Origin of the sequence: Brevibacterium sanguinis (genome assembly GCF_003315415.1) — a bacterium.
Taxonomy (GTDB): domain Bacteria; phylum Actinomycetota; class Actinomycetes; order Actinomycetales; family Brevibacteriaceae; genus Brevibacterium; species Brevibacterium celere_A.
Genome location: NZ_QNSB01000019.1, coordinates 1 through 17,968, shown reverse-complemented (window position 1 = coordinate 17,968; position 17,968 = coordinate 1). Strand labels below are relative to the sequence as shown.

General features: G+C 68.8%; 17 protein-coding genes and 3 tRNA genes. 5 read left to right on the top strand and 15 right to left on the bottom strand.

Translation table 11 applies throughout. The features are described 5' to 3' along the window. Window positions 1–116: 116 nt before the first annotated feature. The 12 genes from fdxA to DFO65_RS16770 form a co-directional block, all read right to left on the bottom strand. Entirely contained in the window at window positions 117–437 is a 321-nt protein-coding gene (gene fdxA, locus DFO65_RS16825; protein WP_113905605.1) for a ferredoxin, read from the bottom strand. Next, complete coding sequence (gene cobA, locus DFO65_RS16820) at window positions 434–1,240, bottom strand: uroporphyrinogen-III C-methyltransferase (RefSeq protein ID WP_113905604.1); 807 nt, start codon at window positions 1,238–1,240, stop codon at window positions 434–436. The genes fdxA and cobA overlap by 4 nt, the downstream gene beginning before the upstream one ends. A gap of 17 nt (window positions 1,241–1,257) precedes the next feature. Continuing rightward, window positions 1,258–2,568: a sulfate adenylyltransferase subunit 1 gene (locus DFO65_RS16815; protein ID WP_113905603.1), complete on the bottom strand. Its 1,311-nt coding sequence runs from the start codon at window positions 2,566–2,568 to the stop codon at window positions 1,258–1,260. Then, window positions 2,568–3,503: a sulfate adenylyltransferase subunit CysD gene (gene cysD / locus DFO65_RS16810; protein WP_113905602.1), complete on the bottom strand. Its 936-nt coding sequence runs from the start codon at window positions 3,501–3,503 to the stop codon at window positions 2,568–2,570. The genes DFO65_RS16815 and cysD overlap by 1 nt, the downstream gene beginning before the upstream one ends. Beyond that, window positions 3,485–4,204, bottom strand: coding sequence for a phosphoadenylyl-sulfate reductase (locus DFO65_RS16805; protein ID WP_113905601.1), 720 nt, complete (start codon window positions 4,202–4,204; stop codon window positions 3,485–3,487). Before DFO65_RS16805 ends, cysD begins: the two co-directional genes overlap by 19 nt. Beyond that, complete coding sequence (locus DFO65_RS16800; protein ID WP_113905600.1) at window positions 4,201–5,922, bottom strand: nitrite/sulfite reductase; 1,722 nt, start codon at window positions 5,920–5,922, stop codon at window positions 4,201–4,203. The genes DFO65_RS16805 and DFO65_RS16800 overlap by 4 nt, the downstream gene beginning before the upstream one ends. Before the next feature lie 155 nt (window positions 5,923–6,077). Beyond that, complete coding sequence (locus tag DFO65_RS16795; RefSeq protein ID WP_113905599.1) at window positions 6,078–6,806, bottom strand: sirohydrochlorin chelatase; 729 nt, start codon at window positions 6,804–6,806, stop codon at window positions 6,078–6,080. Next, window positions 6,806–7,633: an aldo/keto reductase gene (locus DFO65_RS16790; protein ID WP_113905598.1), complete on the bottom strand. Its 828-nt coding sequence runs from the start codon at window positions 7,631–7,633 to the stop codon at window positions 6,806–6,808. Before DFO65_RS16790 ends, DFO65_RS16795 begins: the two co-directional genes overlap by 1 nt. A gap of 55 nt (window positions 7,634–7,688) precedes the next feature. After that, on the bottom strand, window positions 7,689–8,066 hold the full coding sequence (locus DFO65_RS16785) for a hypothetical protein (protein ID WP_113905597.1): 378 nt from the start codon (window positions 8,064–8,066) through the stop codon (window positions 7,689–7,691). 103 nt (window positions 8,067–8,169) lie between these two features. Next, window positions 8,170–8,243: transfer RNA gene (locus DFO65_RS16780), tRNA-Met, on the bottom strand. Window positions 8,244–8,276: 33 nt separating this feature from the next. Then, window positions 8,277–8,349: transfer RNA gene (locus tag DFO65_RS16775), tRNA-Thr, on the bottom strand. A gap of 120 nt (window positions 8,350–8,469) precedes the next feature. Next, window positions 8,470–9,270 carry a glycerophosphodiester phosphodiesterase gene (locus tag DFO65_RS16770; RefSeq protein WP_113905596.1) on the bottom strand — a complete coding sequence of 267 codons (801 nt, stop codon included), beginning with the start codon at window positions 9,268–9,270 and terminating at the stop codon, window positions 8,470–8,472. A 106-nt stretch (window positions 9,271–9,376) separates the two neighbouring features. On the opposite strand from DFO65_RS16770, the gene DFO65_RS16765 reads away from it, so the two are divergent. Together DFO65_RS16765 and DFO65_RS16760 are read left to right on the top strand one after the other, a co-directional pair. Continuing rightward, window positions 9,377–10,549 carry a hypothetical protein gene (locus tag DFO65_RS16765; protein ID WP_113905595.1) on the top strand — a complete coding sequence of 391 codons (1,173 nt, stop codon included), beginning with the start codon at window positions 9,377–9,379 and terminating at the stop codon, window positions 10,547–10,549. Next, window positions 10,546–11,757 (top strand): M20 metallopeptidase family protein, encoded by a 1,212-nt coding sequence (locus DFO65_RS16760; RefSeq protein WP_113905594.1) that lies wholly within the window; start codon window positions 10,546–10,548, stop codon window positions 11,755–11,757. The genes DFO65_RS16765 and DFO65_RS16760 overlap by 4 nt, the downstream gene beginning before the upstream one ends. Before the next feature lie 30 nt (window positions 11,758–11,787). Here the strand turns inward: DFO65_RS16760 and DFO65_RS16755 are convergent, their stop codons facing one another. Both DFO65_RS16755 and DFO65_RS16750 read right to left on the bottom strand, forming a co-directional pair. Next, a complete protein-coding gene (locus tag DFO65_RS16755) occupies window positions 11,788–12,330 on the bottom strand; it encodes a DnaJ family domain-containing protein (RefSeq protein ID WP_113905593.1) in 543 nt (180 codons plus the stop codon). Between the two features lie 131 nt (window positions 12,331–12,461). Further along, window positions 12,462–12,543 (bottom strand) — tRNA-Tyr (locus DFO65_RS16750). A gap of 159 nt (window positions 12,544–12,702) precedes the next feature. On the opposite strand from DFO65_RS16750, the gene DFO65_RS16745 reads away from it, so the two are divergent. The 3 genes from DFO65_RS16745 (at window position 12,703) to metE (ending at window position 16,789) form a co-directional block, all read left to right on the top strand. Continuing rightward, on the top strand, window positions 12,703–13,194 hold the full coding sequence (locus DFO65_RS16745; RefSeq protein ID WP_220151320.1) for a YajQ family cyclic di-GMP-binding protein: 492 nt from the start codon (window positions 12,703–12,705) through the stop codon (window positions 13,192–13,194). Window positions 13,195–13,412: 218 nt separating this feature from the next. Beyond that, window positions 13,413–14,405, top strand: coding sequence for a methylenetetrahydrofolate reductase (locus DFO65_RS16740; RefSeq protein ID WP_113905591.1), 993 nt, complete (start codon window positions 13,413–13,415; stop codon window positions 14,403–14,405). A 62-nt stretch (window positions 14,406–14,467) separates the two neighbouring features. Continuing rightward, a complete protein-coding gene (gene metE, locus DFO65_RS16735; protein ID WP_113905590.1) occupies window positions 14,468–16,789 on the top strand; it encodes a 5-methyltetrahydropteroyltriglutamate--homocysteine S-methyltransferase in 2,322 nt (773 codons plus the stop codon). On the opposite strand, the gene DFO65_RS16730 is transcribed toward metE, so the two are convergent. Further along, a complete protein-coding gene (locus DFO65_RS16730) occupies window positions 16,782–17,714 on the bottom strand; it encodes a GTP pyrophosphokinase (protein ID WP_113905589.1) in 933 nt (310 codons plus the stop codon). The two genes, metE and DFO65_RS16730, sit on opposite strands and share 8 nt — an antisense overlap. Window positions 17,715–17,968: the final 254 nt, after the last annotated feature.

Genomic DNA, 17,968 nt, shown 5'->3' with positions numbered 1-17,968 from the left:
CGATGCTCAGCTCGAAGTCACGCTCGGCCTTCGTCAGCAGATCCGCCGCGTAGATACCGGCAGGACCCGCACCGACGATCGCGACGCGGAAGGGATGAGTGGTCATGGTTGGATCCTTAGGAGTTCTGGGGTGGCAGATTGGCGATGAAGGGGTGGTCGACGTCGAGGACCCCGTGGGCGGCGGCTCCGCCGGGGGATCCGAGGTCGTCGAAGAACTCGACGTTGGCCTTGTAGTACTCCGACCATTCCTCGGGGACGTCGTCCTCGTAGTAGATGGCCTCGACGGGGCACACGGGTTCGCAGGCGCCGCAGTCGACGCACTCGTCGGGGTGGATGTAGAGGCTGCGCTTGCCCTCGTAGATGCAGTCGACCGGGCACTCCTCGATGCAGGCTCGGTCCTTCACGTCGACGCAGGGCTGGGCGATGATGTAGGTCATGTGGTCCTCGTGAGTGCTGATGGGTTCCGGGCCGGCTGTGCGGTCTCGAAGGCGCCGTCGGCGTAGGGGCTCAGTCCCACGACGTCACCGACGACGACGACGGCCGGGGACCGGACACCGCGCCGGGCGGCCTGGAAGGCGATCGTCTCCAGCGTGCCGATCGTCACCCGCTGGCCGGGGCCGTAGCCGTCCTCGATGATCGCGACAGGGCAGTCGGCGCCGCGGCCTCCCCGTGCGAGGATCATCGCCGAGTGCGCCAGTGTCCCGATGCCCATGAGCACGACGACGGTGTGGTCGCGTCCGCCGCCGAGCTCGGCGAGCTGGTCGTGGCCGGTGACGATCGTGTAGGCGGTGGCCAGTCCCCGATGCGTCAGGGGGATCCCGGCCACCGCGGGAACGGAGTTCGCGCTTGTGACACCGGGGACGACCCGCACGTCGACGCCGGCCTCGAGGCAGTGGGCGAGCTCCTCCCCGCCGCGGCCGAACACGAACGGGTCGCCGCCCTTGAGCCGGACGACGCGGTGGCCCGCGTGCGCCTGCTCGACGAGGATCTCGTTGATCCGCTCCTGCGGCACCGGATGGTGGCCGGGCAGTTTGCCGACGTCGATGATCTCCGCGTCGAGCGGGGCGCCCCGTTCGAGTTCGAGCTGGTCGATGACGGAGCGGGCGCCGAGGCGGTCGGCGACGATGACGTCGGCCGCCTCCAGGGCGCGCAGCCCTGAGACCGTGAGCAGGCCGAGATCGCCGGGGCCTGCCCCGACGAGCAGCACGGTGCCGGGAGTGAGAGAGGTGAGGATGTTCATGGTGTGCCGTTCTGTCGTCAGTCCGCTGGGGTGTGGATGCCCGCGGCCAGAGTGCCGCCGGTCTGGGGGTCGATGACGAGGAAGCCGCCGCTGCGTCCGTGGTCGCGGTAGTCCGCCAGCGGCAGCGGGGCGCTCAGCCTGATCTCCGCCACGCCGATGTCGTTGCCGGCGAGCACCTCGGCGTCCTCGAGCGCCGACGTCTCGAGGCTGCGCCTGGCCGCGATCGCGACGATCCCCTTGACGGTGGCGGTGCCCGCCTTGATGAGCACGCGGTCCCCGGTCCACAGTCCGTCGGCGGTGAAGGGGAACACCTCGGCGCGGATGCTCCGGCGCGGGGTCGGCAGCGTTCCCGCCGCGGCGAGGACCGTGCCGCGGGCGGTGTCGACGTCCTCGGCCAGGCGCAGGGCCACCGACTGCGGGGCACTCGCGGTCTCGAGCGGGCCATCCGCGGTGTCGATGCCGATGACCGTGGCGGTGAGCCCGGCAGGGTGGACGTCCACCTCGTCGCCGACGCTGATCCGTCCCGAGGTGATCTGTCCGGCCACGGCCCGGTAGTCGCGGAACTCCTCGGGATCGAGCCCCGGCGCCAGTCCGCCCTGGGGGCGCAGCACGGTCTGCACGTCGAGGCGGAACGGCTCGAGGTCGGCGGTGTCCTGCTCGGTGCTCGGCAGGGTCTCGAGGAGTTCGAGCAGGGCCGGTCCCCGGTACCAGGGGGTGTTGTCTGAGGGCTCGACGATGTTGTCCCCGGCGAGCGCCGAGACGGGGATGAGGTGGGCGGTTTCGATCCCGATGTCCCGGGTCAGGGCCTCCACCTCGGCTTCGACCTGCGCGTAGGCGGTGTGGTCGTAGCCGAGGAGGTCGATCTTGTTGATCGCCAGGATGACGTGGCGGATCCCGAGCCGGTGGATGACCGTGAGGTGACGGCGGGTCTGCTCCGTCGCGCCGCCGCGCGCGTCGACGAGGACGACGACGGCGTCGGCGGTGGTCGCCCCGGTGACCATGTTGCGCGTGTACTGGACGTGTCCGGGGCAGTCGGCGAGGATGAACGATCGCCTGTCGGTCGAGAAGTACCGGTAGGCGACGTCGATCGTGATGCCCTGTTCGCGTTCGGCGCGCAGTCCGTCGGTGAGCAGCGCGAAGTCGAACTCCCCGCCGAGGAACCCGCGTTCGCGGCTGGTCCGGGTGACGGATTCGAGCTGGTCGGCGAGGATCGCCTTCGCGTCGTGGAGGAGACGGCCCACGAGTGTGGACTTGCCGTCGTCGACCGAGCCGGCGGTCGCGAACCGCAGCAGCGTCGTCGCCTGGGTCGTCGTCTGTGTCGTCGTCATCAGAAGTACCCGTCCTTCTTCCGGTCCTCCATCGCGGCGGCCGAGATCCTGTCATCGGCGCGAGTGGCTCCGCGTTCGGTCACTGTCGTCACGGCCACCTCGGCGAGGACCGCCTCGATGTCCGCGGCCTGGGATTCGACCGCGCCCGTGCAGCTCATGTCGCCGACCGTGCGGTAGCGCACGGTCCTGCGCGTCACGGTCTCGCCCTCGCGCGGGGTCGAGTACTCCCCTGTCGACCACCACATGCCGTCGCGGGAGAAGACCTCGCGCTCATGGGCGTAGTAGAGCGCGGGCAGCTCGATGCCCTCGCGGGCGATGTAGCTCCACACGTCGAGCTCGGTGAAGTTCGAGATCGGGAAGGCGCGCACGTGCTCACCGGGGGCGTGGCGGCCGTTGTAGAGGTTCCACAGCTCGGGGCGCTGATTGCTCGGATCCCAGCCGCCGAACTCGTCGCGCAGGGACAGGATGCGCTCCTTGGCGCGTGCCTTGTCCTCGTCGCGCCGGGCTCCGCCGAAGACGGCGTCGTGGCCGCCGGCGGCGATCGCGTCGAGGAGCGGCTGGGTCTGCAGGACGTTGCGGGTGCCGTCGGCCCTCTCGCGCAGCCGGCCGTCGTCGATGTAGTCCTGGACCTTGGCGACCGTGAGGTCGATGCCGTAGCGCTCGGCGGTGCGGTCGCGGAACTCGAGGATCTCGGGGAAGTTGTGTCCGGTGTCGACGTGGAGGAGCCCGAACGGGACCTTGGCCGGCCAGAACGCCTTCGCGGCGAGGTGGAGGACGGTCACGGAGTCCTTGCCCCCGGAGAACAGGAGCACGGGCTTCTCGAATTCGGCGACGACCTCCCGGATGATGTGGATCGCCTCGGATTCGAGGACGTCGAGGGTGGACAGCGGGGTCAGTGTGTCGATGGTGTCGATGCTCATACGTGGAGTCCGCATTCTGTCTTGGAGGTGCCGGCCCAGCGGCCGGCTCGGGGGTCGTCCCCGGGGGCCACGGGGCGGGTGCAGGGTTGGCAGCCGATGGACGGGTAGCCCTGGTCGAGCAGGGGGTTGACCGGCACATCGAAGGCGCGTGAGTAGTCGAGCAGGTCGTCGAAGCTCCAGGCGGCCAGGGGGTTGACCTTGACCAGCCCGTTCTTCTCGTCGAAGGTCACCAGCGGGGTCTCGACACGGGTGGGTGCCTCGTCCCGGCGGACTCCGGTGAACCAGAGTTCGTAGCCGGCCAGCGACCTGTGCAGGGGGGCGACCTTGCGCCGGGCGCAGCACAGTCCCGGGTCCCGGGAGTGGAGCTTCGCCCCGAACTCGGCGTCCTGCTCGGCGACGGTCTGCTCGGGCAGGACGTCGACGATGCGCACGTCGAGGCGCTCGGCCACGACGTCGCGCGTCCGGTAGGTCTCGGGGAAGTGGTAGCCGGTGTCGAGGAAGAGCACGTCGACGCCGGGCAGGTACTGGGCGACGAAGTGCGGGAGCGCGGCGTCGGCCATCGAGCAGGCGACCGCGCAGGCCCCGGCCTCGAAGTTCCTCGATACCCAGCGGATGACGTCGGCCGGGTTCGCCTCGTCGGCGGCTCCGGGACCGGTGCCGGCGAGCTCCCGGGCGCCGGCCTCGGCGATGGCACGGAGTGTCACGGTGTCCCTCATACCAGTTCCTCCTCGTCGACTCGGTGGGCCCACTGGGAGAAGGTCTCGTCCTCGCCGCGGCCGGCGAGGAACCGGCGGACGAGCTTCTCGACGTAATCGCTGAGGTCGTCGACGGTGATCTTGAGGCCGCGGACGGTGCGGCCGAGGCCCGCCTCCTCCCGGTCGCTCGAGGCCAGTCCCCCGCCGACGTGGACCTGGAAGCCCGGCGTCTGCACGCCGTCGATCGTCACCAGCTGTCCTTTGAGGCCGATGTCGGCGGTCTGGATGCGGGCGCACGAGTTAGGGCAGCCGTTGAGGTGGAGGCTGATGGGGTGGGGCAGGTCGATCCCGGCGAGGCGCTCCTCGAGCTTGGCGACGGCGTCGGCGGCGGTCTGCTTCGTCTCGACGATCGCGAGCTTGCAGAACTCGATGCCCGTGCAGGCCATCGTCGAGCGGCGGAAGAGGTCCCTGCGGCTGGAGAGGCCGAGGGCGTCGAGTTCGGCGACGACGGCCTCGAGGTCGGTCTCCTCGATGTCGAGCAGGAGCAGCTTCTGGTGCGGGGTGGTGCGCAGCCGGGTCGACCCGTACCTCTCGGCGAGATCGGCGACCTGGGCGAGCAGGGAGCCCGAGGCGCGACCGGCGATGAGGCTGACCCCGATGTAGTAGCGGCCGTCGACCTGCCGGTGGATGCCGACGTGGTCCCCTGCCGTCTCGGGTTTCGTCGGGGCCGGCCCGTCGGCGAGGCGGTAGCCGAGGTACTCGGTCTCGAGGATGTCCCGGAACTTCTCCGGCCCCAAATCGGCGAGGAGGAACTTCAGGCGCGCCTTGTTGCGCAGCCGCCGGTAGCCGTAGTCGCGGAAGATCTCGGTCACTCCGAGCCAGGTCTCGACGACCTGATCGGGGGCGACCCAGGCGCCGAGGCGCTCGGCGAACCGGGGCACCGTCGACAGCGCTCCCCCGACCCACAGGTCGTAGCCGATCCCGAGCTCCGGGTGCTCGACGGCGACGAAGGAGCAGTCGTTGATCTCGTGGACGACGTCCTGGCTGGGGTGGCCGGTGATCGCGGTCTTGTACTTGCGCGGCAGGTTCGCGAGGCTCTGGTCACCGATGTAGCGCCGGGAGATCTCCTCGATCGCCGGGGTGGGGTCGATGAGCTCGTCGGCGGCGATGCCCGCCACCGGTGAGCCGAGGATGACGCGGGGGACGTCGCCGCAGGCCTCGGTGGTCTGCAGGCCGACGGCCTCGAGGCGGCGCCAGATCTCGGGGACGTTCTCGATCTCGACCCAGTGGAGCTGGATGTTCTGCCGGTCGGTGAGGTCGGCGGTGCCGCGCGCGAAGTCGTTGGAGATCTCCGCGATCGTGCGCAGCTGCTCGGTGGTGAGCTTGCCGCCGTCGATGCGCACCCGGAGCATGAAGTACTCGTCCTCGAGCTCGTGCGGTTCGAGGGTCGCGGTGCGGCCGCCGTCGATGCCGGGTTTGCGCTGCGTGTAGAGACCCCACCAGCGGAAGCGTCCGTGCAGGTCATCGGGGTCGATGGAGGAGAAACCGCCCTTTGCGTAGACCTCCTCGATCCGGGCGCGGACGTTGAGCCCGTTGTCCTCGGCCTTATCGACCTCGTTTTTGTTCAACGGTTCGGTGCCGTCAACCTTCCACTGCCCATTCGACTTCTTCGGGCGGGGAGGCCTCGACTTTCCTGTCTGACCAGGGTTTTTGGTGATCTCTTCCACGGAAGTGGACATTGCCGTCTCCAAACGCTGCGGTGAAGCTTTGAGACGACACGCTACACAATGAACCGATTGCTCAACAACTCGATCTCGAAATCGCCGTCACTTCATGTCATGAGACACCATGTGAACGGGGATGACGAACCGAGACGTCCAGCTTGACTCAGTTTTCAGAGAGATGTCAGGACGCGATCGCGGACGATGTCGACCAGCATTGGCGGGGTTTCCGCGCCCGAGTGGAGCAGTGGCTGAGTGAGGACATCACCGGTATCGGTGACGATCCGCTGCGCGAGGTCCTGGAAGAATCCGGGCGCCAGCAGGTAGCTCGAGAGGACGACGCGGCCGCCGAGGGCGCGTTTCTGCTCAACAATCTCGCTGAGGGCAGGTCCCGCGCCGGCGTGGAAGCCCACGGCGACGGGGCGACCGAGCTCGGTCGCGAGCGATCGGGAGACCTCGAGGCAGGCGGCGTCGGCCCTCGCATCGCTCGATCCGGCGGCGGCGAGGACGACATGATCGTCCTCGTGCAGAGGTGGCAACCGGTCGGCGAGGATCCTGGCGAGCCTCGGATCGGGGCCGAGCGTCGGCGTCAGCCGGATGTCTCGGGCTCCGGACTCCCCCGTCGCCCCCGCCGTGGCGAGCGCCTCGGCGAGGTCGACGTGGACGTGGTACCCCGGGGAGAGGAGCAGGGGGACGAGAATCGTCGGAGCATCGGGGCTGAAGCCCGCGAGCACCTCGGCGACGTCGGGCGACTGGACGTCGACATGGCCGAGCCTGACCTCGTCGATGAGGCCGCGAGCGCGGACATCGGCGGCGACGGCGGCGGCGAGCGCCTCGATGACCGACTGTCCCTCGGGCGAGGAGGTGCCGTGGGAGATGAGGGCGAGGGACGGGGCCGGCATCAGAGGATCTCGAGGGGCTGGGGCGCCGTCGGGGCGGGGAATGCCGCGTCGATGTCGGCGAGGTCGGCGGCACTCAGTCGCAGTCGGGCCGCCTCGGCGTTCGCGCGGACGTGGCCGGTCGTCGCCGCCTTCGGGATCGCGATGACGTCGCCGCTGCGGATGGCCCAGGCGATGAGGATCTGGGCCACGCTCGCCTCGTGGCGGCGGGCCACCTCGGTGAGCACGGGATGGTCGAGGAGCCGGCCCTGTTCGATCGGCGAGTAGGCCATGGTGGTGATCGGCAGGTCCGACTCCCGGTGGCGGGGGAGGAGGTCGAACTCGGGTCCGCGGCGGGAGGGGTTGTAGAGGATCTGGTTGACCTGCGGTCGGGCGGGCAGCCCGGCGACCTCGTCGACGTCGAAATTGCTCACACCCCAGGCGCCGATGAGGCCGCGGTCGACGAGCTCCTCGAAGGCCTCGATCGTCTCCTCCTCCGGGTGGGGGCCGGGCCAGTGGAGGAGGTAGAGGTCGATGCGGTCGGTGCCGAGGATGTCGAGGGACCGCCGGCAGGCCTCGATCGTCCCCTGCTTCGAGGCGTTCATGGGCAGGACCTTGTCGACGAGGAAGACGTCGTCGCGCAGCGGCGCGATCGCCTCGCCGACGAGGCTCTCCGATCGACCCGACCCGTACATCTCGGCGGTGTCGATCAGGGTCATGCCCGCCTCGATGCCCGTGCGGATCGCCGCGATCTCCTCGGCGCGGCGGGCGGGATCATCGCCGATGTGCCAGGTCCCCTGTCCGAGGACGGGGACGCTCGTGCCGTCGGCCAGTGCTGTCGTCGGGATCATCCGGCCATGATAACGGCTCCCCGATCCCGGGCGGCGGTCTCAGCGTCGACTGCGGTCACACTCGGGTCGTGGAGCTCACCTCGCCGGAGGGTCTCGGTCCTGAGGGTGCAGAGACCGAGAACACAGCTCCGGCGAGGAGAATCGTGTTGCCGATCCAGAGGATGATCAGGGCGCCGAAGTTCGCGTACCCGGATGCCGAAAGATAGTCGATCAAGTCCAGCGCGGCGCCGAGCATTGTCGGGCGGGCAAGCAGGAGGAAGCAGACTGCTGCCACGGCGACCATGTATCCCTCTGGGACGAGCAGCCAGACGCCGATCACTCCGAAAGCGACAGCCGCGATCGCCAGAATCAGACCGCAGCTCAGTGCCGGCACGACTTCCGGATCCCCGTCAAGGTACTCGACGACTGTGTTCACGGCGAACGCGTGGAGCAATCCTGGGCTGTGCGGGCGATCTCCGCTGACCCGGTGACCTCGACGACGAGGTCGTCAACGAGAAGAACCCCCACCCGATGGGTGGAGGTTCTTCGGACTCGAGTAGCGCGGGGGAGGCTCGATCTCCCGACCTCACGATTATGAGTCGTGCGCTCTAACCAGCTGAGCTACCGCGCCTCGATATCATGTACCGTTTTCACGCGGCACGAGAGCCCCGAAAGGGAATCGAACCCTTGACCTTCTCCTTACCATGGAGATGCTCTGCCGACTGAGCTATCGGGGCAACAGGTAAGAATCTACACGCTCTCGGGCGAACGGGGCAAATCGTCTTCCGGTGACGTCCATCACAACCGAGAGCGGACCTGCCCGCCCCGCGAGCGTCCGCCACCGACTCCGCCCCGCCCTACTTCACCGGGTCGAAGCAACCGGCCAGGTAGCCCTGGAGTCGACCCGGATGGTTCGTGATGATCCCGTCGACCCCCGCGTCGAGGAGGTCGCGCCACGCGTTCATCTCATCGACGGTCCAGACGAAGACGCCGAGGTCGTTGTCGCGGATCTCGGACACCACCGACTTCCGCATGGTGAACCCCTTGTACGAGGGGTTGATCGCCACCGCGCCGAGATCGCGGGCGATCTCGATGTCCTCGGGGCGCGGAACCATCCGCAGGAGGAATCTCGAGACCATGGGCAGCAGGTCTCGGCACGCGGCCAGCGTCTCGGTGCGGAACGATTGGACCACCGTGCGGTCGGCCATGCCGGTCTCGACGACGAGTTCGGATATCCGTGCGACCGCTCCCGCCGACCACTCCCCCTTGAGTTCGAGGAGGAGCTCACCACCGCGCTGCTGGAACCCGCGCATGAGGGCGCCGAGGGTCGGGATCCTGATCCCGGTGAATCCCGGTCCCATCCACGACCCCGCGTCGACGAAGGAGAGCTCCTCGGCCGTGAGGTTGACGACCGGGCCCTTCCGGTTGGTCGTCCTGTCGAGGTCGGGATCGTGGAGGATGATCGGGACGCCGTCGGCGCTCGTCGAGGTGTCGACCTCGATGAAGTCGACGTCGAGGGCGCGGGCGGCGTCGACGGCGGCGAGGCTGTTCTCGGGGACCACTGCCGAGTAGCCGCGATGAGCGATGACGAGCGGGCGGGTCGCGGTTCCGGGACGCTCGCCGTATCCCCTCTCGAGCAGGAACTGACGAAAACTCATGGCCCCAGCCTATGCCCTGCCGATCGCCGCAACCGAGCATGCCGGATCGTCTTGGATGCTGAGAGGCGCATGGTCATATCGTGCGCTCGGGCAATACTCTCGACCCATGGAACCCATCTTCGCCGCCGCCATCATCCTCGCCTTCATCGCCCTCGGCGAGCTGGTGTCCATCTGGTCCAAGGCGCGGGTGCCCAGCCTGCTCGTCGCGATGCTCGGGATCTTCATCGCCGCCAAGATGGGACTCGTCCCGACGTCGATCGTCGACGATTCGATGCTCGTCCAGATCTACACGATCCTCGTCGCACCGCTGCTCTTCCACATGGGGTCCCTCATCCCTCTGCGCACGATGCTCAAGCAGTGGCGGTCAGTGATCATCTCCGTCTCCGGGATGCTCGTCGCCGTGCTCCTGCTCCTCGCCGTCGTCGCCCCGCTGTTCGGCTTCGAGACCTTCGTCGCGGGGTCCGGACCCCTGGCCGGAGGCATCGTCGCGACCAGCCTGACCACGGAGGGGCTGACAGCACACGGCGCGGCCTCGGCCGTCATCGTCCTCCCGGCCCTCGTCCTCATGCTCCAGTCCCTGCCGTCGATGCCGCTGACCAACTTCCTCCTGCGCCGGTTCGCCACGAAGCTGCGCGACAGCGGTGAGCTCCACACCCTCGCCCTCCAGCATCATCGCGACGAGGAGGTGGCCGCGACGAAGAAGAGGCTCGTCACCCTCCCCCACTACCTCGTCGACAATCAGCTGTTCATGCTCTTCGCGATCCTCGTCGGCGGGTCGGCCGCCACCCTCCTGGCGATCCCCACCCACATCCCGTCCTCGATCCTCGCCCTCATCCTCGGCATCCTCTCGACGACGATCGGCCTGACCCCCGAGAGGGTGATGGAGAAGTCGAGCTCCTTCGGCATCGCGATGGCCGGCGTCATCGCGATCGTCATGGCCCCGCTCGTCACCGCCTCGGTCCAGGACGTCATCGACGCCTTCCTGCCCACCGTGACGATCCTCCTCGTCGGAGGCGCGGGCATCGTCCTCGGCGGTCTCATCGCGACGAAGCTGCTGCGGTGGAGGGCTCCCCTGGGGATGTCCGTGGCGCTGACGGCCATGTACGGCTTCCCCGCCGACTACCTGCTCACCCACGAGGTCGCCCGCTCGGTCGGCCGGGACAAGGACGAGAAGGAGGCGCTGCTCAACGTCATGCTCCCGCCGATGCTCGTCGGCGGCTTCACCGCCGTCAGCAGCGGGTCCGTCGTCATCGCCAGCGTCCTCGTCGGTCTGCTGTGAGCCGGGAACTCAGGGCAGATGCGGCCCGGCTCCTGCCCGCGCTCCGGGAACTGCGCCGAACGCTGCATGCCGACCCCGAGATCGGCCTCGATCTTCCGCGCACCCAGTCGCGGGTGCTGAGCGCACTCGCGGATCTCGACCTCGAGGTGAGCACCGGAACAGGGACCACCTCCGTCGTGGCGGTCCTGCGCGGGACGCATCCGGACCGCCCGTCGGCGGGCGCGCCCGCAGTTCTGCTTCGGGGCGACATGGACGCCCTGCCCATCGAGGAGCTCACCGATGAACCGTTCCGATCGACGAACGGCAACATGCACGCCTGCGGGCACGATCTCCACACCGCCGGGCTCGTCGGTGCGGCCAGGCTCCTCCACGCTCACCGGGGTGAACTGGCCGGAGACGTCGTCTTCATGTTCCAACCGGGCGAAGAGGGATTCAACGGCGCCTCGGTGATGATCGACGAAGGCGTCCTCGACGCGGCAGGTCCGCGCGTGCGGGCCGCCTACGGGGTGCACGTGAACGTCAGCGAGCGCGGGATCGTGACGACGAAGCCGGGCACCCTGCAGGCAGGGGCGAACGAACTCCACGTCACGATCCACGGTCGGGGCGGGCACGGTTCGCAGCCCCAGTCCGCCGTCGACCCGGTTCCGGCCATCGCCGAACTCGTCACCGCCCTGCAGACGATGATCACCCGCCGAGTCAGCGCATTCGACCCGGTGGTCCTCTCTGTCACCCAGCTCCGCGCCGGTGAGGCGGTCAACGTCATTCCCGCCTCGGCGTCCCTGGGCGCCACGGTGCGCACCCTCTCCGAGGACTCCCTCGACATCGTGCGCGCGCAGGCGCAGCGTCTGGCGACGAGCATCGCCGAGGCCCACGGCTGCACCGCCGAAGTGGACTTCGAGGTGAAATACCCCGTCACGGTCAACGACGCCGCGGAGACGGCGTGGGCCATCGACGAGCTGCGGGGTCTGCTCGGAGACGACCGGGTGAGGACCGCGACCGAGCCGATCATGCCCAGTGAGGACTTCTCGTTCGTCCTCCAGGAGGTGCCGGGCACGTATCTCATGCTCGGTGCCGGACGCGCCGACATCCCTCCGGAGAGACGAGAGGACAACCACTCCCCGTTCGTCGTCTTCGATGATTCCGTGCTGGCCGATCAGTCCGCCGTGCTCGCGCACCTGGCGATCGAGAGGCTGCGCAGGCCCGAGTGACGGGCGTCGGCTCCCAGTCCGACCGAACCGTCAGCTCGATGGGCACCCGCCCCATCGCCGCCACCACCTGCGTCGGGGCGGAGTGCCGGTCCCCTTTTCAGGACCCGGTGACGATGGGTGTGTCTCCCTCCGAGTCGGCGCCTTGGCTCGCCGGCGCTTCCGCCACAGCTCCACCTCCGTCTCGACGTGGCGAGGCGGGGTGAAGACGGGCGGGCCCTGGCGCAGATCCATGACGGCAGCCCGGACGCGCTCGTTGAAGCCGGCCAGATAATCGCGGACATCCTGCTCCCGGGAGAAGGAATCGAGCGTCTCGTGCAGCTGCGCGTTCTCCTTGCGCAGCTGGAAGGCTGCGGGCGCGACGCCGCTCAGGCCCTCGGCCTCCATCTTCTGCTTGATCCACCAGTCGGGGTCCTCGGCGGAATGGAGCCCCGTGAGCGGCTTGCCCAGACCGGGAAGGTCGTCGAAATCTCCGCGGGCGATGGCATCGTCGATCGCCGACCGCACGACGGCGTTCCGGTCAGCCAGGGATTCGATGCGACGCGGGGCCTGTCCAGGTGTCTCCTCGATGCCCATTCCGGTGCCCTCCTGCGCGTGCGGTCCTCATTCCACGCTAACGACAGCGGTGGCGGCGGACAAGAGGATCGGGAACAGGAAGAAGCCCTGCGATCGACGTTTCCGCTGATCGCAGGGCTTCTTCGGTCCCGTGGCAGGTATAGGATTCGAACCTATGAAGGCAATGCCGGCTGATTTACAGTCAGCTCCCTTTGGCCGCTCGGGCAACCTGCCGGGATGTGCGCTGGGCACTCGAAAAAGAATACTAGGAGTTGGGGCGATTTCCAAAGCGGATCCCCCGCCGAAGTGCTTTGTTGACACAGATCACACTGTGCGGCCTCGACTAGACTGATGGACCAGAAACCAATCGGTCCGCCAATCGAAGGAGCATCCGTGGCCAGCGACTCATCGTTCGACATCGTCAGCAAGGTCGACCGTCAGGAGGCCGACAACGCCCTCAACCAGGCCGCCAAGGAGATCGGCTCCCGCTATGACTTCCGCGGCACCGATGCCTCGATCGCGTGGAGCGGCGAGAAGGTGCTCATGAAGGCGAACAGCGACGACCGGGTCGCGGCGATCCTCGACGTCTTCCAGTCGAAGCTCGTCAAGCGCGGCATCTCCCTGAAGTCCCTCGACCTCGGCGATCCCTACCCCTCGGGCAAGGAGTACCGCCAGGAGGCGACCATCAAGGAGGGCATCGACAAGGAGAATGCGAAGAAGATCTCGAAGATCATCCGCGACGAGGGCCCCAAGGGCGTCAAGGCACAGATCCAGGGCGATGAGCTGCGTGTGAGCTCGAAGAAGCGCGACGACCTCCAGGAGGTCATCGCGCTTCTCAAGGGCAAGGACCTCGACGTCGACCTGCAGTTCACGAACTACCGTTAGGCGAGGACGGACAGCACTTCCCGATGGTCCCGGTGGAATCCGCGATTCCCCGGGACCATCGCCGTTCCATACACCGATTCTCCGTCCGGTGGGGGCCGATGACGGAAACAGTCCTCGATTGACCCCGGCGGACGGCAGTTGACCGGTTCGTGACGGGACGTGACCCCGATCGGTCGACGACCGGGCCCGCATCCCCGACCGGCGCACAGGATGGGCTCATGTCCATCACCACAGCACCCGTGACCGTCCCCGGCCTCCGGCTCTCCGCCTCGGCGCCGGCCTGCGCGCCCGACCCGCCTGCGCCCAGGCACCGCCTGCGTCGGGCACTCTCGTTCGAGGTCATCCCGCCCCGCTCCCCCGCACAGGCGGCGGCGATGCCCGAGTTCCTCAGGAACCTCGATTCCCTGAGCCCCGACTACCTGGCGGTGACGAGCTCCGCGACGAGCGGGTGGCTGCACGGGACGGCGGACTTCATCCGCTTCGTCGCCGAGCACACCTCGCTCAGGCCGCTGGCGCACCTCGCCTGCACGGCAGGCACCGAAGCCGAGCTCGCTTCCTGGGTCGACCACCTCCTCGGCGTCGGGGTGCGCGGATTCCTCGCCATCCGCGGCGACTTCCCGCCGGGCGCGAGCAGCGTGCCCACCGGACACCTCGCCCACGCCGATGCGCTCGTCGACCTGCTCCGGCGGATCGAGGCCGAGAACGCGGCCCGGCTGGCGGCAGGGCGGCTGGGCATCGGGGTCGCGGCGTATCCCTCGGGACACCCGGAATCGACCGGACCGGATGAGGACCTCGACGTCCTCGCCGCGAAGCAGCGCAACGGGGCGGACTTCGCGATCACCCAGCTGTTCTTCGATCCGGGTGCCTACGCCCGGCTCCGGCGTCGCGCCGAGCACGCGGGGATCCGGATTCCGATCATCCCCGGCATCCTGCCCATCACCAGCATCAGGCGCCTGCGCACGATGGCCCGCCTGGCCCGGCTGGCGATTCCCGACGAGCTGCTGCGCCGGTTCGACGGCGCCTCGAGCGAGGAGAGCATCCGCCGGGTCGGCCTCGAGATCACCGCCGAGCACACGGCCGCGATCCTCGACTCCGGAGCCGACGGCCTCCACTTCTACACCTTCAACGACCAGACGACGACCTTCGAGCTGCTCGATGCTCTCGACACCGCGGGCGTCACCCTCGGCTCCCTGCAGCCGCGGGCCCGCTGAGCCCGCCCGACCACCGCGTGCCACCACCCCGACCATCACCCCAACACAGAAGGAGAACCACCATGACTGCCTTTCCCGCCGCGACGATCACCGGCTACTACCCCCGGATCGGTCCGCACCGCGAACTCAAGAGGGCCCTCGAGAGCCTCTGGGCGTCCCGGATCGACGCCGAGGAGTTCTCCCGGTCGGTCCGCAGTCTGCGCCTCGACACCTACCACCGCCTGCGCGAACTGGGCCTGACCGAGGACTGGGCGATCCCCGCCTCGTACAGCCACTACGACCATGTCCTCGACACCGCCCTGACCGTGGGTCTCATCGCCTCGACGACGTCCGGAACCGACTTCGACCTCGGCGAGTACTTCGCCCTGGCCCGGGGCACGACCCACCGCCCGCCGCTGGAGATGACGAAGTGGTTCGACACCAACTACCACTACCTCGTTCCAGAGATCGAGGACTCGACGAGGTTCCGCGCCCGACCCCAGCACCTGCTCTCCATCGTCGCCGAGGCGAAGGCCGCCGGTCACCTGGTCCGGCCCGTCCTCGTCGGCCCCGTCACCCTCCTCGCGCTGGCGAAGTCCGCTCCGGGCACCGCGACCTCACCCCTGGCGCGACTCGACGAACTCACCACGGTCTATGTCGATGTGCTCGCGGCCCTCGCCGCGGCCGGGGTCGAGTGGGTCCAGCTCGACGAGCCGGCGCTCGTCGCGGATTCCGCCGACCTCTCCGATGAACAGCTCGCCGAGGCGGCGGCCGTCGCCTATGCGTCGCTGACCGCTGCGAGGACCCGCCCGCAGATCGTCGTCACCGCTCCCTACGGCACTCTGCGCGCGGGCCTGCCGGCGTTGGCCGGCTCCGGAGTCGAGGCCCTCTCCGTCGACCTCTCCGCGGCGACCCGCGCCTTCGACCCCGAGTACGTGCAACGGCTGCGCGACCAGGTTCCCGCCTCCGTCCACCTCGTCGCCGGCGTCGTCGACGGGCGCGGCATCTGGGTCGACGACCTCGACGCGAGCCTGACCGTGCTCACCGAGCTGGGCCGGGAGAGCCTCAGCGTGTCGACGTCGACGACTCTGCTCCACGTGCCCCATACCGTGGCCGGCGAGACGAAGCTGCCCGTCGACGTCGCCTCCTGGCTGTCCTTCGCCGAGGAGAAGGTCGTCGAAGTCGAGGCTCTCGCGGCAGCCCGCGCCCACGGTCGTGACGTCCGGCCGGCGGTCTTCGCCCGCGCGAAGCGGGCGAAGCGCACCCGGGCGGAGTCGTCCCGCGTGCACAACCCCGAGGTGACGGCGAGGACCGCGGCCCTGGGCGGCCGCGACGGCAGGCGCTGCGATGCCGAGGTCCGCAGGCAGGCGCAGCTGGCCCTCGACATCCCCCGGCTGCCGACGACGACGATCGGATCGTTCCCGCAGACAGCCGAGGTGCGCAGGGCGCGCGCCGATCACCGCGCGGGCCGCATCGACGCCGCGGCCTACGAGCAGGCGATGAAGGCCGAGATCGACCGCGTGGTCCGGCTCCAGGAGGACCTGGGATTCGACGTCATCGTCCATGGCGAACCCGAGCGCAATGACATGGTCCAGTACTTCGCGGAGAACCTCGACGGCTTCGCGACGACGGAGGGGGGCTGGGTCCAGTCCTACGGCTCCCGCTGCACCCGACCGCCGATCCTCTTCGGCGACGTCTCCCGACCCGAGCCGATCACGGTTGACTGGTCGACATACGCGGCGACGCGGACCACGCGTTCCGTCAAGGGCATGCTCACCGGGCCCGTGACGATCCTCGCCTGGTCCTTCACCCGTGACGATGTGCCGCTGGCCGAGTCGGCGGACCAGATCGCCCTGGCCCTGGCCGATGAGGTGCGTGATCTCGAGGCCGCCGGGATCGGCATCATCCAGGTCGACGAGCCGGCGCTGCGCGAGCTCCTGCCCCTGCGGGAGGCACAGCGACCGGCGTACCTCGACTGGTCGGTGCGCGCGTTCCGTCTCGTCTCCGCCCAGGCGGCGCCGGGGACGCAGATCCACACGCATCTGTGCTATTCGGAGTTCGGGCAGATCATCGACGCGATCGGCGCCCTCGACGCCGATGTCACGAGCATCGAGGCGGCTCGGTCGCGCATGGAGGTGCTCTCCGACCTCGCCGAGTTCTCTCGCGGGATCGGACCCGGCGTCTACGACATCCACTCCCCGAGGGTGCCCTCGGTCGCGGAGCTCGTCGAGCTCATCGAGGCCGCCCTGTCGATCGTCCCGGACGACCGCCTGTGGATCAACCCCGACTGCGGTCTCAAGACCCGCGGCTACGCCGAGGTGACCGCGGCACTCGCCAACCTCGTCACCGCCCGCGACGCCGTGCTCGCCGCGAGGGCTCCCGCCCTCATCGATTCCCTCAGGTGATGCCCTCGACCCGTCGGGGCAGTTCGCAGGGGATGTAGTACACGCCCTTCGAGTCCTCTTCGACCTTCGCGCGCAGGGTGTCGTCGACGTCGACGTAGTCGCTGACCTTGATCGTGCCGGTCTGCGGGCTGAGCTCGCGAACAGCGAACGCGGGGATGAGGCCCTGGCGTCCGTTCCCGTCGACGGCGAGGGCGTACTTGGGCCCGGTGGCGCGGACCTTGACCTCGATGATCCCGTGCTCGTCGGCCGCCGCGAGCCGTTCTGGTTCGGGATTCGTCAGGGCGGAGAGCTCGACGGCGAGGACATCGGCCATGTCATCGACGGTGGCGAGCATGTTCGCCATGGCCCGGGCGAACTCCGCGTGGAGCTCGCTGGGCTTCATCGCGGCTCCCGGCTTGTACATGTCCTCATGGGTGAGTTCGCTCCACGCGTCCTGCAGCCGCGTCTTCACCTGGATCTCCGCATAGACCGGATCGTCGTCGACGGGGATCTGCAGGGTGACGTGCGCGGCACGGTAGCCGCTGGGCTTGGGCGGATCGACGTAGTTCTTCTCCTCGATGAGGACGAAGTCGCCGAGCTGCTCGGGGTCGCGCAGGGCGTCGAACATCATCACCTGGTCGCGCGGTGATTTGCACAGCACCTTGACGCCCACGATGTCGCGGATCTGGTCCTCGACATCCCTCCAGGAGGAGATGACGACCTCGGGATCCTCGGTGAATCTCTCCGTGAGCTTCGCGAGGGTGCGCGCGGGGTCCTTGATCCGGTGTCCGTCGACATCGAGCCGGGAGATGTCCTGGGCCTTGAGCAGGTCCCGCTGCTGCTGTTTGAGCCACAGCTTCATCTCCAGCGCGGCCGATTCCCAGGCTTCCCGTCGATGCTCATAGGCCTGATCGACGAACCGTCGCAATGCCGAATCCGCGCTCACCGTGTCTCCTCCCGTCAGCGATCCCTGACGAGTCCATCAAACCACGAGCGCGCCACCGGATGGTGGCGCGCTCGTCGACGTGTCAGCGCCGAGCTGTCAGCGGCAGGGTGCGCTCAGGCGGTCGGGGAACCACCGGCGTCCGAGCAGGCCAGTGCCCGCGCTTCGGCGAGCATGCCCTCCCGCGTCGCGATCTTCTTCCGCTCCCGACCCTCAACCTCACCCAGAGCCCGCTCCGCCGCATCGAGACGGTGATA